General features: G+C 72.9%; 13 protein-coding genes. 6 read left to right on the plus strand and 7 right to left on the minus strand.

Going from position 1 to position 15,428, the window contains the following annotated elements; genetic code table 11:
* Complete coding sequence (locus ACFVFR_RS20505) at nt 1-1,599, plus strand: MATE family efflux transporter (protein ID WP_383703628.1); 1,599 nt, start codon at nt 1-3, stop codon at nt 1,597-1,599.
* A gap of 164 nt (nt 1,600-1,763) precedes the next feature.
* Entirely contained in the window at nt 1,764-2,606 is an 843-nt protein-coding gene (locus tag ACFVFR_RS20510) for an endonuclease I family protein (RefSeq protein WP_383703630.1), read from the plus strand.
* An 81-nt stretch (nt 2,607-2,687) separates the two neighbouring features.
* Here ACFVFR_RS20510 and ACFVFR_RS20515 read toward each other — a convergent pair whose 3' ends face one another.
* The 5 genes from ACFVFR_RS20515 to ACFVFR_RS20535 form a co-directional block, all read right to left on the minus strand.
* Complete coding sequence (locus tag ACFVFR_RS20515) at nt 2,688-3,605, minus strand: GNAT family N-acetyltransferase (RefSeq protein ID WP_383703632.1); 918 nt, start codon at nt 3,603-3,605, stop codon at nt 2,688-2,690.
* A 63-nt stretch (nt 3,606-3,668) separates the two neighbouring features.
* Nucleotides 3,669-5,120 carry an amino acid permease gene (locus tag ACFVFR_RS20520; RefSeq protein ID WP_383703634.1) on the minus strand — a complete coding sequence of 484 codons (1,452 nt, stop codon included), beginning with the start codon at nt 5,118-5,120 and terminating at the stop codon, nt 3,669-3,671.
* 171 nt (nt 5,121-5,291) lie between these two features.
* Nucleotides 5,292-6,248, minus strand: coding sequence for a hypothetical protein (locus ACFVFR_RS20525; protein ID WP_383703636.1), 957 nt, complete (start codon nt 6,246-6,248; stop codon nt 5,292-5,294).
* 552 nt (nt 6,249-6,800) lie between these two features.
* Nucleotides 6,801-7,724, minus strand: coding sequence for a hypothetical protein (locus tag ACFVFR_RS20530; protein WP_383703638.1), 924 nt, complete (start codon nt 7,722-7,724; stop codon nt 6,801-6,803).
* Nucleotides 7,725-7,943: 219 nt separating this feature from the next.
* Nucleotides 7,944-9,236: an MFS transporter gene (locus tag ACFVFR_RS20535; RefSeq protein WP_383703640.1), complete on the minus strand. Its 1,293-nt coding sequence runs from the start codon at nt 9,234-9,236 to the stop codon at nt 7,944-7,946.
* 100 nt (nt 9,237-9,336) lie between these two features.
* Between ACFVFR_RS20535 and ACFVFR_RS20540 the strand changes: the two genes are divergently transcribed.
* Nucleotides 9,337-10,245, plus strand: coding sequence for a LysR family transcriptional regulator (locus tag ACFVFR_RS20540; protein ID WP_383703642.1), 909 nt, complete (start codon nt 9,337-9,339; stop codon nt 10,243-10,245).
* 107 nt (nt 10,246-10,352) lie between these two features.
* Here ACFVFR_RS20540 and ACFVFR_RS20545 read toward each other — a convergent pair whose 3' ends face one another.
* Nucleotides 10,353-10,973: a hypothetical protein gene (locus ACFVFR_RS20545; protein ID WP_383703644.1), complete on the minus strand. Its 621-nt coding sequence runs from the start codon at nt 10,971-10,973 to the stop codon at nt 10,353-10,355.
* A 166-nt stretch (nt 10,974-11,139) separates the two neighbouring features.
* On the opposite strand from ACFVFR_RS20545, the gene ACFVFR_RS20550 reads away from it, so the two are divergent.
* Nucleotides 11,140-12,084 carry a helix-turn-helix domain-containing protein gene (locus ACFVFR_RS20550; protein WP_383703646.1) on the plus strand — a complete coding sequence of 315 codons (945 nt, stop codon included), beginning with the start codon at nt 11,140-11,142 and terminating at the stop codon, nt 12,082-12,084.
* 2 nt (nt 12,085-12,086) lie between these two features.
* Nucleotides 12,087-13,022, plus strand: coding sequence for an SAM-dependent methyltransferase (locus ACFVFR_RS20555; protein WP_383703648.1), 936 nt, complete (start codon nt 12,087-12,089; stop codon nt 13,020-13,022).
* 148 nt (nt 13,023-13,170) lie between these two features.
* Here ACFVFR_RS20555 and ACFVFR_RS20560 read toward each other — a convergent pair whose 3' ends face one another.
* On the minus strand, nt 13,171-13,617 hold the full coding sequence (locus tag ACFVFR_RS20560; protein WP_383703650.1) for a YchJ family protein: 447 nt from the start codon (nt 13,615-13,617) through the stop codon (nt 13,171-13,173).
* 772 nt (nt 13,618-14,389) lie between these two features.
* On the opposite strand from ACFVFR_RS20560, the gene ACFVFR_RS20565 reads away from it, so the two are divergent.
* The gene (locus ACFVFR_RS20565; RefSeq protein ID WP_383703652.1) at nt 14,390-15,301 is read left to right on the plus strand and encodes a lytic polysaccharide monooxygenase; all 912 of its coding nucleotides are present in this window, start codon (nt 14,390-14,392) and stop codon (nt 15,299-15,301) included.
* Nucleotides 15,302-15,428 lie beyond the last annotated feature (127 nt).

The following is a 15,428-nucleotide window of genomic DNA, read 5'->3' on the forward strand; positions in this document are numbered from 1 at the left end:
GTGCCGCTGACCACGCTGCTCCGGGACAGCCGCGCCCTGGCCACCCTCGCCGTCCCGCTCGCCCTCACCCAACTCGCCCAGGTCGCCCTGACCACCACTGACACCGTCATGATGGGCCTGCTCGGCACCACCGACCTGGCCGCCGGCGGCCTGGCCATCGTCATCTTCAACCAGCTACGCACCATGGGCGTGGGCCTGGTCACCGCCGTGGGCAACCAGGTCGCCGCCGCCGCGGCCCGCGCGGAGAACGCCGACGGCCCACCGGTCGGCGTCGCCGGCCCGGCACGGGACACCGGTGCGGCGGCCGAGCCGGCGCGCACGGTCGAGCCGGCGCGCACGCGGGGCCCGGCGGGTGCGGAGGGCACCGCCGAGGTGCGGCGGGTGGTGCGGGCCAGCCTGGTGCTCGCCACCCTCGCCGGCCTCGCCGGGGCCGCCCTGATGCTCCTCCTCGGGCAGGGCCTGACCTGGGTCGGCCAGGACGCGCGGGTCGCGGAGCGGGCCCAGGCCATGCTGTTCGCCCTCGCCCCCGGACTGGTGCCGTGCCTGTGGTTCCAGGCCATCCGTCAGTTCACCGTGGGCATGCGCAGGCCCCAGGCGCTGCTGCGGATCACCCTGGCCTCGGTGGCGGTCAACGCCGGTCTCAACTGGGCCCTCATCCACGGCGCCTGGGGCCTGCCGGAGCTCGGCCTGCCCGGCGTGGGTGTCGCCACCTCCCTCGTGCACCTGCTGTCCTGTCTCGCGTTGCTGACCGCCACCAGGCGGGACCCGGCGCTGGCCCCGTTGCTCAGCTGGCGGGGGCGGGGCGCTGACCGCGCGACGCTGCGTACCCTGCTCGGGCTCGGGATACCGATCGCCGCCACCTACGGTTCCGAGGCCGGCTTCTTCTCCGTCACCGCGCTGATGGCGGGCAGCTTCGGGAGCGCGGCGCTGGCCGCCCACACCGCCGTCAACCAGCTCGTCTACATCGTGTTCCAGATCGCCGTCGGCCTCTCGCACGCCGCCTCCATCAACGTCAGCCGGGAGGTGGCGCTGGAGAACCTGCCGTCCGCCCGGCGCCTGCGAGACACCGCCCTCGCCTGCGCGGGCGCGGTGATGACCGTGGTGGCGCTGGTCTACCTCACCGTGCCTCACCTCGTTCTGCGCCCCTTCCTCGACGCGGGCTCGGCCGGCGACGCGCGAGCCCTGGACATCGCCCTGGACCTGCTCCCGGTCATCGCCGTGCTCCAGTTCTTCGACTGCGCCCAGAACATCGGAGTCGGGCTGCTGCGCGGCCTCGACGACACCCGGAGCGGCTTTCGGATCACCGTCGTCGGCTACTGGCTGGTGGGTCTGCCGGCGGCGGCGCTGCTCGGATACATCGCGGGCGCCGACACCCTGGGTGTCTGGCTCGGCCTGCTGGTCGGCCTGGCGACCACGGCCGTCCTCCTCCTGGCCCGCTACCACCGTGCCCTCGGCCGCCGGGAGCGGTCCTCGCCACCGGGCGCGGCGGCCGAACCGACCGGAGGCCCCCAGTCGTTCGCGGACCCCACCGGCAGCCGCCCCCGGGGCCCGCGCGGCGCGCCGCGCGGGCGGGGCGAGTCGCGCCAAAGCGGCCCATAGGGCGCCAGATGCCCGGAGGGCTCCACCGAACCGGTTCACGGCGTTCACCTCTGGTGATCGATGGCGTGCCAGGCTGCCTTCGGCCGAACGACAGTTCGCCTGAACGGCCGTGGCGCGCGGGACCGGCGCCGTGGCCGGCAGGCTCCGGGGAGAGGACACCGACCATGCGCCACCGCCACGTCGCCCGCTGGAAGACACTGCCCCTGCTGACCGGTGTGGCCCTCGCGACACTCATCGCGCAGAGCCCGGCCGTCTCGGCGAGTTCTACGCGCGAAGACCAGTCGTCCGAGCGGGTCACCACGACGTACACCGCCTACGACGACACGTACTACCAGGACGCCGTCGGCAAGAGCGGCCAGGAGCTGAAGACGGCGCTGCACCAGATCATCAGCAGGGACGTCAGCAAGCTCTCCTACAGCCAGGTCTGGGACGCGCTCAAGGACACCGACGAGGACCCGGCCAACCCCGCCAACGTCGTCCTGCTCTACACCGGCCGCTCGCAGAGCAAGGACTCCAACGGTGGCGGTGCCGACCAGTGGAACCGCGAGCACGTGTGGGCCAAGTCGCACGGCGACTTCGGCACCGCCACCGGTCCTGGCACCGACGTCCACCACCTGCGCCCCACCGACGTGTCCGTCAACAGCACGCGCGGCAACAAGGACTTCGACCTGGGCGGCACCGAGCTCGACGAGGCGCCGGGCAACCGGACCGACCAGGACTCCTTCGAGCCGCGCGACGAGGTCAAGGGTGACGTCGCCCGCATGATCCTCTACATGGCCGTGCGCTACGAGGGCGGCGACGGCTTCGCCGACCTCGAGGTCAACGACCAGGTGAACAACGGTTCCAACCCCTTCCTGGGCCGGCTGTCCGTGCTCAAGAAGTGGAACGCCCAGGACGCTCCGAGCGACTTCGAGAAGCGCCGTAACCAGGTCATATTCGACGACTACCAGCACAACCGGAACCCGTTCATCGACCACCCGGAGTGGGTCGACAGCATCTGGAAGTAACGCTTCGGCACAGCGCCCCGCGCCCCGGTCACACACCGGCGCCCCGGCCACCGGCCGGGGCGCCTCGTGCGAGCGGCGCGCTCAGCCGAGTTCGAGACTGGTGACCGCGTACGTGGCCCGCGTCGCGGTCCGTGGCACCGGACCCGTGTACATGCGAGCGGTCACCGAGTGGGGCCGCAGCCCGCGAGCCGTGGCGAGCGCGCCGGCCTCCGTGTGCGGGTCGGGCACGTCCACGTAGAGCGTCTCACCGGGATCCAGGTGCCGGGTGAGCGCGTCGAAGAGCGCCTCCGCGCCCTGTCGGTCATCGGCGAACAGCGGCCCAAGGCGCCGCCCCTCGTGCGCGCGTCGGATCACGCCGTACCCGGCGACCCGCCCGTCGGCGAGCCAGACGTACCCCTGGTGCCCGTCGGCGGTCAGCCAGCGCTCCACGAAGGCGCGACGCTCGGCGGGGAAGCAGCCACGGTCGTAGTCGGCGATGGCCGCCAGGTGTTCGGGGCCGGCCGGCACCACTCCGGCTCCCGGCGCGTCGGCGCGCTCGGGCACCCCCGCGAAGCGAGTCGTCCGGTACGCGGCGGTGAAGCCCGAGCGCCGGTAGGTGGCCTCCTGCGCGGGCACCGCGTCCAGGCCGATCAGCCGCTGGCCCGCGTGCGGCATGGCCGCCCGCCAGGTGGCCAGGCCGAGGCCACGGCGCCGGTGGTCGGGGTGGACCAGGTAGAAGCCGAGGAAGGCGTAGGCGTCGGAGTAGCCCACGATGGAGATCGCGGAGACGGGTCGCCCGTCGAGGCGTCCGATGAAGAAGCCGGCCGGATCGGTGGCGTGAAAGCAGTCCGCGTCGCTGTGTCCCGGATTCCACCCCTCGGCGGCTGCCCATTCGGCCACCTGGTACCAGTCCGTCAACGAGGCGCTGGCGACGCTCAGTCGGGCCACGTCCTGGGGCGCGGCCCCGGCCGTGTTCCGGCTCCGCGCGTCGTCGGGGCGTGCTGTGTCGAGGGGGTCCATCGTGCTGGGTGTTCCTTCCTGTCCAGAGGTGGCCGTGGCGTGCGGCCGGCGGTCACGCGGGGCTCAGATCAGGTCCATGGCGGCGACTTCGTCGGGGCGGCCGTAGCTGACCGGGCCCTGGAAGCGGCGGCGGGCACTGGCGAACCACCACACGGTAGCGATCAGTAGCACCACCCCGAGCGCGATGGGCGCGTAATTGAAGGAAGTCGCCGTGATGGGGGACGCGTGCGGCAGCATGAACAACACGCTGCTGATCACGATCCAGGTGACGGCGACCCGGCCGACGAGCTTGCCGTACCGGCCCAGGTGCCAAGGGCCGGGCTGGAAGTCGTCCAGCCGCAGCCGCAGGAAGATCGGCACGGCGTAGGACAGGAAGAGCCCGACGACGTTGACGCTGACGACCGCGGTGAAGGCGGTGTGCGACCACCAGCCGGGGATGACCAGGACCAGCGAGCAGGCGGCGGCCAGCCACACGGCCTTGACGGGAGTGCGGGTACGCGGCGACACCGAGTGCCACCACCGGGAGCCCGGCATCGCCCCGTCCCGCGAGAACGCGAAGATCTGCCGGGTGTTGCTGGTCATGTTGGCCAGACCGCAGAAGAGCATGGCGCCGATCACGATGAGCAGGAGCACTTTGGCGGTGCTCGTGCCGAGCGCGTCCACGAGGACCTGCACCGGCGGGGCCGCGGCCCCCGCCTCCCGGTCGTAGTCCCGGATCGCGTACACCAGTGCGAGCATGAGGATCAGACCCGTGACCGCGGAGTAGCCGATGGCCCGCATGATGCCCCGGGGCGCATTGACGGTCGCCCGCACCGTCTCCTCGGACATGTGGAAACTGCCGTCGAATCCGGTGAACGTCCAACTCGTCACCAGAAGACCGAGCATTCCGCCGTACAGCGCGTTGGTAAATCCCGTGTCGTTGACGAAATGCGTGACGAACGAGGCCGACTGGTGGTGTGAGGGCTCCACCGCGAGGACGACCACGATCACTACCATCCCGATCAGCAGCCACCACACCGAGATGCGGTTCATGACGGCCACCAGGTGCACCGTGTAGGTGTTGGCCAGCGCCTGGACCAGCAGGATCGCGGCGGTGATGAGCACCGTGCGCTGCTCGGTCACCTCGTACGAGGACCACTGCATGGCCAGGAACGCCTGGATGAAGGTGGCGGCGGCGTACCCCGTGGCCGCGGTCCCGCCGACCTGACCGACGAAGTTCAACCAGCCCGTGTACCAGGACCAGGCGCCGCGATGGCGCTTGGCGAGCTTGCCCGCGGAGAAGTAGAGCGCGCCACTGGTCGGATAGGCGGAGGCGATCTCGGCCATCGCGGCGCCGACGAAGAGCACCATGACGGAGACCGCGATCCAGCCGAATACGAGAACGCGCGGGCCACCGGCGGACATGCCGAAGCCAAAGGAGGAGAAGATACCCGAGATAATGTTGATGATGGTGAAGGAGATCGCGAAGTTGTCAAAGGCCCGAAAGCGTCGGGTCAGCTTGCGTGGATATCCCATCGCGTGCAGTGTCGCGTCATCGTCAAGAGGTCCTGGATCTATGGGGCGGCGCATTTTCGTACGAGCGAGAAATGCGGGTTCTGACACAGCCGCGACCTTTCTGGGGGATAGGAGAAAGACCTCGCCGCGCGGGAGGCGACGTCGCACCGCGGGCCGAGGTGATGGGGTCGCTCAGGGTGCGCCGGGCACCGGCAGGCCACACTGGCGCCGGGCGCGGGTGAGTTGCGCTTCCGGATCTCCGAACACGCTCCACGGCATGCGGGAGGTGTACGGGCCCATCGCGGTGAAGACGGCCCTGGCCTCGAAGGCGCGCCCCGCCATGAACAGCGCGTGGGCCAGATAGGCCAGATCGAGCACCGGGGTGAAGCGGTAGCCCGCCGCGTGCGGGAACCAGTACTGGTACACGCTCAGGGCGGTGGTTCTCCACTGCGGTTCCTCCCAGACCCGGTCCGCCAGCGGAGAGGCCGGATTGTGCCCCTCCACGAGGGTGACCAGCGGGAGCAGTCGCAGCGCCGACGAGGCGGGGGCGCGCTGCCCGAGGAAGGCGGCCACGTCCCAGGCGGCGTTGGCCGAGCCGCCGTTGCGCGCGAAGAAGAAGGCCAGGAACCGGTGGTGGGCCTCGCGGTGCCAGGGGTCGAGCCGCAGGATGCGCGCGAACAGGTACCAGGGGCCCGGGGGAGCGGTGAGCAGTCCGCGCGGCGCCGGGTCGCGCGACTGGTGCAGATGGGCCAGGCCCAGCAGGGCGACCCAGGGCGTGGGGTCGTGGGGGGCCATCTCGGCGGCCCGCTCGCACGCGGTGGTGGCGATGCGGCTGAGCGCTATGGCCCGGCGGTCCTGGCTGTCGGCGGCCCGCGCGGCGCGTAACACCGCCACCCGGGCCCACAGTAACGCCGCCTCCTGGCCGGGCTCCTCGGCCAGCCAGCGCTCGGTCAGGTCGGAGTCGGCCGCCTCGGAGGCCAGGACCAGCGAGCGGTGCGCACGCAGCCCGAAGTCGTCGCGGGCCTCCTTCAGGGCCTCGCGCGCGCTCCAGTAGCGCCCCGCCCGTACGTCCACACACGCGCTCGCGAGTTCGCGGTCATCGGCCGCCGGATGCCACACATACTGCCCCTCGAACGCGCCCGCGGACATGCTCCCCTGCCGTTCCTGTTGACGTCGCCACCCACCCACTCCCTCCCGCCGTGTCAAATTCGGACCCGATATCGCGCTGGGTTCGACCGGCGACAGGGGCCACACCTTACTCAGCATCACAACGGACGGAAACGGGTCACCAGAATGGGCTGGTTTCCCGCCAGTTACCGCTCGGTGAGAGGCGGTTGAGACAAGCCAATCCACCATAGTGACGCGCGTTGACGCGAATTATGTGTTTGGCATATGCGGCCCCGTGTGACTTTGTTGAACCCGCACACTTCGCCACCCGTCGACCGTAGGGGCCGACACGTGGTGGGGACGCGCGACGGCCCACGGGTGACGGGCTCGCGGAGCGGGGTGAGCGGCACTCCCGGGCGGGGCCGCGCGAGCGGGCCGCGGGCGGCGCCGACCGGGGGACACGCGCGCCCGCACCGGCGGTGGGTGAGGGGACGTCAGTCGTCGTGCGCGAGCCGGGACGCGGGCGCGGGACGGCCGGACGTGACGCGGCCCGCCGACGCGCGGGGCGTCGGCGGGCCATGGTCGCGGGTGGCGTCAGCTTTCGGTCAGGTCCTTGAAGCGCTCGAAGGTCTCGGTGCCCTCGGTGTCCCAGACGACCGTCACGGTGTCCCCGCTGAGCGTGACATCGCCGCCGAGGTTCTTGTCCTGCTCACCGCCGCGCTCGCACAACAGCGCCAGCCGCCACGTCTTGCCAGGCGTACGCTCCTCGCGCAATCCCTTGCACTCCAGATCGCCCTTCACCAGGGCGGCCCCGTCCCGACCCTTGACGCCCGTGCTCAGCCCGCCCTTGGCCATGGCGAGCATCCTGCCGTCCTTGGTCGAACGCCAGACGCCCTCGATGCCCGTGCCCGTCGGGGTCAGACCGGTGGGGTCGGGCAGGCTCGGGCCCGGCGAGGCGCTGTCGCCGGTCGAGGCGTCGTCCGGGGTCGGGGACGGTTCGAGAGTGGGCGTCGGGGAGACGCTCTCGCTGCGCTGGGCCACCGGCTTCTTGTCGCCGTCATCGCCGTCGCGGGTCGCCAGGTACACACCGCCGGATATCACCACGAGCGCGGCCACGACCCCACCGACGACCAGGGCCGTCCGGCGCCGGCCCCGTCCGCCGTCCGGCGGCGTCGGATAGCCGCCGTACGGCGGCTGCCCCGGTGCGTACGGACCCGGCTGCGGCGCCCCGTAGGGGCCCGAGTGCGCGTAGGGGCCCGGCTGTTGGGGTTGCCCGTAGGGGCCCGGTCGCGCGGGCTGCCCGTAGGGGTCCGGCTGTCGCGGCGTCCCGTAAGGGCCCGGCTGCTGCCCGTACGGGGTGGGCGGCTCGCCCTGCGGGGGCTGCCCGTAGGGCGCGGGGCCGGGCTGGGCGCCCTGGCCGTACGCGGGAGTGGCCGGGTCCGCCTGCTGGCCGTACCCGTACCCGTACCCGGGCTGCGCCGGTGGCGGGGTGGCCTGCGGAGGGTCGGAAGGGGGCATGGTCCGGGGGTCCTGTCGAGGGTCGGGCGGGGGTGGGGGAGGTGCGCCGAAGCCGCCCTGCGGAGGCTCGTGGGGAGGCTGAGTCATCGGCGTGCTCCTCTGTGTGCGGACCGGCCAAGCCTACCGCCGCCGGCCCCACTGACCGCGGGCTCGCCCGCTCGTCGCACGCGCGGCACGGGCGATGGGGAACGTGCCCCCACCGCCCGCACGGGCCCTACCTCACGAACTCCCCACCGCCTCGTCGCGGTTGAGCAGGACCAGCGTCACGCACGTGACCAGGGCCAGCGCCGCGCCCGTCAGCAACAGCGTGGTCATGCCGACCGGGTCGGAGAGCAGCGCGATCACGTACGGCGAGAACATCCCGACGTAGGCCGTGGTCCAGAAGTACGCCGTCAGCCGGGCCAACCGGTCCGGCGGAGCCAGGGCCGCGACCTCCGTCAGGCCGTAGGTCAGCGCCAGTCCGTACCCGGCGCCCAGCAGCGCGCCGGCCAGCAGCGCCAGCGCCGGCTGCTCCAGCGCGACGGCCGGCGCGGCCAGCCCCAGGCCCACCGTGGTGACCAGCATCCCGATGGCGGCGGTGGCAAGCCGGTTGCGGGCGGCCAGTCGGCGGGCCAGCGGCTGGACGAGGAGACCGGCGCCCGGCACGACGGCCGTCATGATGCCCGCGTACACGGTCCGCCAACCCGAGAGGCCGTCGTCCACCAGGCTGGGCAGCGTCGCGAAGCCGATGGCCGGCGCCGCGAACACCCACGGCGCCAGCGGCACGACGGCCCGCAGGAACCGGCGTCCGTACGCGGCGTTGGCCGGGCCCGCCGCCGCACCGACGGCCTGGCCCGACGGCGCGTCGGCGGGCCGCGCGGCCGGGCGCGCCCGCCGCGACTCGGGGACCGGCAGCGCGGCGAGACCCGCCGCGCTGGCCAGCACCAGGTGCGGCAGGTAGGCGGTCACCAGCGGGTGCGGGGCCCACTGGGCGATCATCGAGGCGACCAGGCCGCCGGAGGCGAAGCCCGCCGAGACGAACAGGCCCGCGCGCTTGGCCGCCGCGGCCGGCGTCGCCTCGGGCACGAACGGCGGCGAGGACAGCTCCTTGACCCAGGCGCTGCCCGCCGCCAGCAGGGCACCGGCCCCCACCCCCGTGAGGAACCGGCCCGGCAGCAGCATCCCGTGCCAGGTACTGCCGACCATGAGGAAGACGGAGGAGGCCAGGTTCAGGCCCAGCGCGACCAGCGCGACCGGGCGGCGCCCGTGACGGTCGGCCAGTGGCCCGCCGACCAGCAGGCCCGGCACCAGCCCGACGACGTACACCGCGAACAGGCCCGTCACGGTGGACTCGGACAGCCCCAGGTTCGAACGGTAGGCGCCGAGGAGCGCGGAGAACTGGTTGGCGCTCCAGCCCGAGGCCATCATGACCCAGGCCGTGCGCAGCCCGTAGCGCGGAGCCGCGCCCGGCCCCGCCGCGCGGAGCGGCTGCCGTCGGCCGCGCGTCTTGTCGTGGTGTGTGGTGGCGCTCATGCGCTCAGTTCTACGGATGTACGTGCCGGCGCGCCGCACGCCTTTACGAATGGTGAAGGCCGGTCGCCGCGTCGACCACGGCCTCTCTATGGTTGCGGCTATGGACCTTCGCCTGCTGTCGTCGTTCCTGGCGGTCGTCGAGGAGGGACATTTCGGCCGGGCCGCCGCGCGGCTCTTCCTCTCCCCGCCCGCTGTCACCCAACACGTACGGCGCCTGGAGAGCGAGATCGGCACCCGGCTGCTGCACCGCAACCCGGTCTCCCTGACCCCGGCCGGCGCCCGACTGGTCGGGCACGCCCGCGGGCTGCTCGCCGCGGCCAACGCCGCTATGGACGACATGGCCGAACTGGTCCAGGACAAGGAGGTGGCCGCCGCCCGCCCGCTGCGCGTGGGGATCATGGGCCACGGCTCGGCGGAACTGACGCCGGCCGCGATCAACGCCTACCGGCGCGCCCGCCCCGAGGTCCCCGTCGAACTGCGGCAACTCGACTTCACCGAGCACGTCACCGCGCTGGTCGAGGACAGCGTGGACGTCGCCTTCGTGCGCCCCATGCCGGACGACGAACGCGTCACGGCCGACGTCCTGACCACCGAGCAGCGGATCGTGGTGGTGCCCGAGTCCTCGCCGCTGGCCGACGCGCGGGGCAGCGGGGTCCGTGTCGCCGACGTCGCGGACCTGCCGTTCTTCCGCCTGCCCTCCCACACTCCGCGCCCCTTCGCCGACTACCTCTACTTCAACGACGAGGCGCAGCGGCGCAGCAGGGACTACGCGCTCACGCCCCAGGAGGTGCTGACCGGAGTCATCACCGGGCGCGCGGCGGGCTCCGGGCTCAAGTCGTTCGCGCGATACTACGGATGGCCGGGCGCGGTGTATGTGCCGGTACTCGACGCGCCGTGGGAGAACAGTTGTCTTGCTGTACGGGCCAACGACACCAACCCGGAGGTGCGCGTCTTTCGCGCCCTGACCATCGCCCTGGCCCAGGAGCTGGGGCCGCTGGTCACCCGCTGAGCCAGGCGCGTCGTCCCCGCCCGTGCCGGGCTCCGGGCACGCTGGCCCGCCGCGCGTCGCGGGCGCCGGGCGGGACGTGCGGTCCGACGCGCGCGGCGCGTGCGCGGCTAGCGGAATCCGAGCTCGCCGCAGCCCGCGGTGCGCTGCGGCGGAACCGGCGGCGCGTACACACGGGCGGTGCGCACCAGCGGGCGTGCGGCGCGCTGGCGGGCGCGGGCCTGCGCGACGGCCAGCCGCAGCACGCGTACGTCGGCCAGTCGCCCGCTGCCGTCGGGCAGCGAGATCCACAGAGCGCGGTGGCCGGCCGGCGGATGTCGCGGATGCGGCATGACCAGCCAGTCGTCGCGGCTGAGCACCGTGACGGCCGGGTCGCCCCAGCGGTCGGCGCTGCCGAGGGCCACGGGGATGTAGACGAGCTGGCAGTCCAGGTCGCACAGGAGGGGGACGCCCTCCAGGTCGGCCCGCTGCTCGACGGACAGCTCCTCGGACGCCGCGGCGGCCAGGGTGCAGGGCAGGGCGACGGCGTCCCAACCGCAGCCGGCGGGTACCAGCGCGGTGTTGCGCGGCGGGCGCTGCCATTCGGCCGCGAGCCGTTCGGGGCGTGGATGCGAGGCGCTGATCCACCGCTCGGCTGCGTCGGCCCGTTCGGGGGTCAGCGCTGGTCGGCGCGGGTGGCCGCCCTGCGAGAACCAATGCGCCAGCCGCTCTCGGGCGGGATAGCGGGCCATGTGTCCTCCGGGAGCCTTCCCACCGGCGGGTGGTCACTGCCGCGGGGGAAGGCGCGTGAGTGGGTGAGCCCGTGCGGGGGCGACGGGCGCGGAGCCTGGTGAGTGCCTACGTCTCCGTCTCGTGTGCTCCAGGCCACCACCCACTATGGTGAGGGAAAAAGTCAGAATGCAAGTCCAGTTTGCAAATTGCAGTTCAGCGAGGAGGGACGGATTGGCCGCCGGCGATCCCCCAGAGGTGCTTCGACAGATCCTGGGAGCCCAGCTCAAGGAGCTCCGCGAGAGCGCGGGCAGGTCGTATCTCGAAGCGGCCAGGGCGGTGGGCGTGAGCGAGGCGACGATCCGCCGCATGGAAGCGGGCCAGGCCACGCGCTATCTGCGCGCGTCACTCATGGCGCTGCTCGACTGCTACGGCGTGACCGCGCGCGAGAAGGCCGAGGCCGTGCAGCGGCTCGCGGACGAGGCCAGTCAGCCGAGCTGGTGGCACCCCTACCGGGACGTGGCCCCCGAATGGCTGCGCACGCGGATCGGCCTTGACGAGGCGGCCCAGCTCATCCGTGGCTACGCCCCGCAGCACGTGCCCGACCTCCTCCAGACCGAGGAGTACGCCCGGGCGCTGCTGCATGCCGACGACCCGCTCACCGCGCCCGACCCCGAGCGCACCGAGCGCCGCGTCGAGCTGCGCATGCGCCGGCAGGCGCTGCTGCGCCGGGAGGAGCCGCCACGGCTGTGGATCGTGCTCGACGAGACCGTGCTGCGCTGGCCGGTCGGCGGCCCCAAGGTCATGCGCGACCAGGTCGCCCGCCTCCTGGAGCTCTCCGCGCTGCCGCACGTGACGCTCCAGCTCATGCCGTACGAGCTCGGCCCGCACCTGGCGGCCGGGGCCGGGGCCTTCACCGTCTTCCGGGTCCGCGCGCGCGAACTGCCCGACATCGTCTCCAACGAGAACGGGCTCACCGCGCCCACCATCGACACCAAGCGCGAGCACGTCGCCCGTTACCAGGCGGCCCTGGACCACGTGTGCGCCCAGGCGCTCCAGGCGGGTGCCTCGCGCGACCGCCTGGGGGAGCTTCACGCACACTGGAGCGACGCCCCCCACGGCACAGGAGGATGACGGTGACGCACGAGCCGCCGCAGACCACGACGCGGGACGCCCCGCCGACGCCCACCACCCACCCCCTGCCGAGCGCGGCGGCCGAACCCGCCCTCACCGCCGACCGGGCGCCGTCGCCACCCTCACCCGCCCCGACCGCCCAGGGGCTGGCCGCCACGCAGGGCAAGGCCCACTCGGCGCGGATGTACGACTACTTCCTGGGCGGCAAGGACAACTACCCGCCGGACTGGGAGGCGGCCGAGCGGGTCCTGGAAGCGCTGCCCACGGCCCGCACCATCGCCCGGACCAACCGGGCCTTCGTGCACCGGACCGTCGAGTACCTCACCCGGACGGCCGGTGTCACCCAGTTTCTCGACATCGGCACCGGCATTCCCACCGAGCCCAACCTGCACCAGGTCGCCCAGGGCGCGGCCCCCCAGACGCGCGTCGTCTACGTGGACAACGACCCCATCGTGCTCAGCCACGCCCGCGCCCTGCTCCGCAGCACCCCGCAGGGCCGCACCAGCTACCTCCACGGGGACCTGCGCGAGCCCGCGGCCATCCTCGCCTCCCGCGAGGTACGCGAGACGCTCGACCTGAGCCGACCGGTGGCCCTGACACTGATCTCGGTGCTGCACTTCCTGCCGGCCGGCCACGATCCGTACACGATCGTGCGCGAGCTGCTGCGCCCCCTGCCCGCCGGCTCGTATCTGGCGCTGTCCTACGCCACGACGGACTTCGCCCCCCAGGAGATGGCCCGCGCCGCCGAGATCTACCGGCGGTCCGGGGTCGCCCTGCGGCAGGGCACCAAGGCCGACGCCGTGCGCTTCTTCGACGGCCTGGACCTGGTCGAGCCCGGCGTGGCGCCGATCCACCGCTGGCGACCCGACCCCGGCGCGGACGTCCGGGTCCGGGACGCGGACATCTCGATGTACGGCGGGGTGGCACGTAAACCCTGACCGGGGCCGCTGACCCCTGACAGGGGTGCGCGGGCGGGCGGCGGGACGCGGTGGCTCGCGCGGCTCACCCCGGCCCCGACCGGAGCCGGGGGAGCATGCGAGGCGTACGCCGAGGCCGGGTGGCCCCGGCACGCGGCGCGACGCCGGGTCAGCGCTCCCGCGCGGCGCTCAGATACACCCAGTGCCCGTCCTGGCGGACGAAGCGACTCAGCTCGTGCTGGCTGTGCGCGTGGCCGCCCACGGTGAAGTCCGCTCGGAACTCGACGGTGCCGTCGGTGTGGAAGGCGGTGCCGCCCTCGGTGCGCAGCACCTCCAGACCGGTCCAGCGCTGGGCCGCATCGAAGCTGATGCCGCCGGGGCGGGTACTGAGGTGCCAGCTCCGCAGCAGGTAGGCGGCGTCGCGGACGACGAACGCGCTGTATCGCGAGCGCATCAGGCGCTCCGCGGTGGCGGCCATGGTGTGCCCGGTGTGCAGGCTGCCGCAGCACTGGCGATAGGAGGCGTCCAGCCCGCACGGACAGGGGGCCAAGGGCTCCACGATGGGCTCGGCCGTCGGCCTGGTCGCCGGTCGCCGGCGCGCGCTCTTCTTGGACATGGCCCCATTCTCCACCGCCGTCACCACGCCGGGCGCGGGCCACAGGGAGGTGAGGCGACCGGGTGTGGCCAGCCGGGCCGGGTGTGCTCGGGCGCACGGGACCCGCGAGGTCGGGCGCACGGTGTCGGACGGGTGCCCACGGGCCGGGTGGGGGCTCGGTGGCCGGCCCGGCGAGGGGCCCGCGGTCGGGAGGGGCGCCGGGGGCGTGCAGCCGGGGCGCGGTGGCGGCCGTGGTCCTCGTCCCGGCTGTCCGGTGTCGATCGGGTCGGCCTCGTCGGCGTGATGCGCGGCGGTGTGCCCGCGCGTGCGGCCATGAGGGGCGTCGGTGTGCGAAGCCGCTGCTCGTCGTGGTGCGGGAGGCGGGTCGGGGAGGGTCCGGAACGCGTCGTTCACGCGTCAACTTTGAGTGAGCGAACGGTCACCTCGCGCGGGATCGGCGGCTGTGGGACGTCGTTCCCACGCGGTGGTGACGACCCGGGAAAGGGGCGTTGGCGTGCGGAAATCGAGTGGTGGTCGGGCCTGTTGGCGCACCTCGGTGCGCAACGCCGGGGCGAGCGCTGGTTTTCGGCCGCCGGAGGGCTCGTCCGGATTGCCATGTGCACGACTCTTGTGGATGGTCTAGGCCAATGCGACCCTGCCTCTGAATACCCCACAGGGGGGGACGTGACGTGCGATGTCCTGGCGCGCCGCGCCTTCCCGAGCTGTGCGATCCCCCCTGCCTACAGATCGTTTTTCACTTGTGTTCCCCCCAAGTTGGAGAATGGAGCCCCCGATGTCCGTTCGACGCAAGGCCGCATCCCTGGGTGCGGTCGGCGCTGCCTCGGCGCTGCTCGTGACCTTCACGCCGGGTCAGGCGAACGCCCACGGCACGATGTTCGGCCCGGTCAGCCGCGTCGCCACCTGCTACGCCGAGGGCCCTGAGAACCCGAAGTCGCAGGTGTGCAAGGACCTCGTCGCCGCGAGTGGCACCCAGCCGCTCTACGACTGGAACGAGGTGAACATCGCCAACGCCAACGGCAAGCACCAGCAGCTCATTCCCGATGGCAAGCTGTGCTCGGCCAACCGTGAGAAGTACAAGGCGCTCGACTGGGCCCGTACCGACTGGCCCACCACCAGCGTCTCCTCCGGGGCGATCAACTTCCGTTACCGCGTGACCGCCGCCCACCCCGGCACGATGACCGTCTACATCACCAAGGCCGGTTACGACCCGACCAAGCCTCTCAAGTGGTCCGACCTGGAGACCGCCCCGGTCGCCACGGCCAACACCGCCCGGACCGCCCCCAGTGGCTGGTACGAGTTCTCCGGCAACCTGCCCAGCCGTACCGGCCGCCACATGCTCTACAAGGTCTGGCAGCGCAACGACAGTGCGGAGGCCTTCTACAGCTGCTCCGACGTCGTCTTCGGTCAGGCCGCCAAGGCCACCGCCAAGGCGCCGTCCCAGCAGCAGATCGACGCGGGTGCCGACAAGTCGACCGTGACCCACCACGGTCACGGCGGCGACCTGCCCGGTGAGCAGGCCACGTCCAACAAGCTCGCCGCCCAGGACGGTGCCGTCGCGCTGAACGCGCAGAACACCGCCTCCGCCACCGGCGGCGACAGCACGCTCCCGCAGACCATCGCGGGCGCCGCCGCCATCGGTATGACGGCGGCCTGCTTCATCATGTTCCGCCGCCGTCGGGCCTGATCGGACAGTCCCACCGGCTCGGGGCCGGGCGCGCCACCTCCCGCGTGCCGGCCCCGCCCCGGGCGCCTCACGCGCCCCCGAGTCGCGGGGCCCGCCGGCCCGCCGGGCCCCCCGCGGGCCGCGGGCC

The sequence above is a fragment of the Streptomyces sp. NPDC057702 genome, assembly GCF_042799315.1.
Classification (GTDB): Bacteria; Actinomycetota; Actinomycetes; order Streptomycetales; family Streptomycetaceae; genus Streptomyces.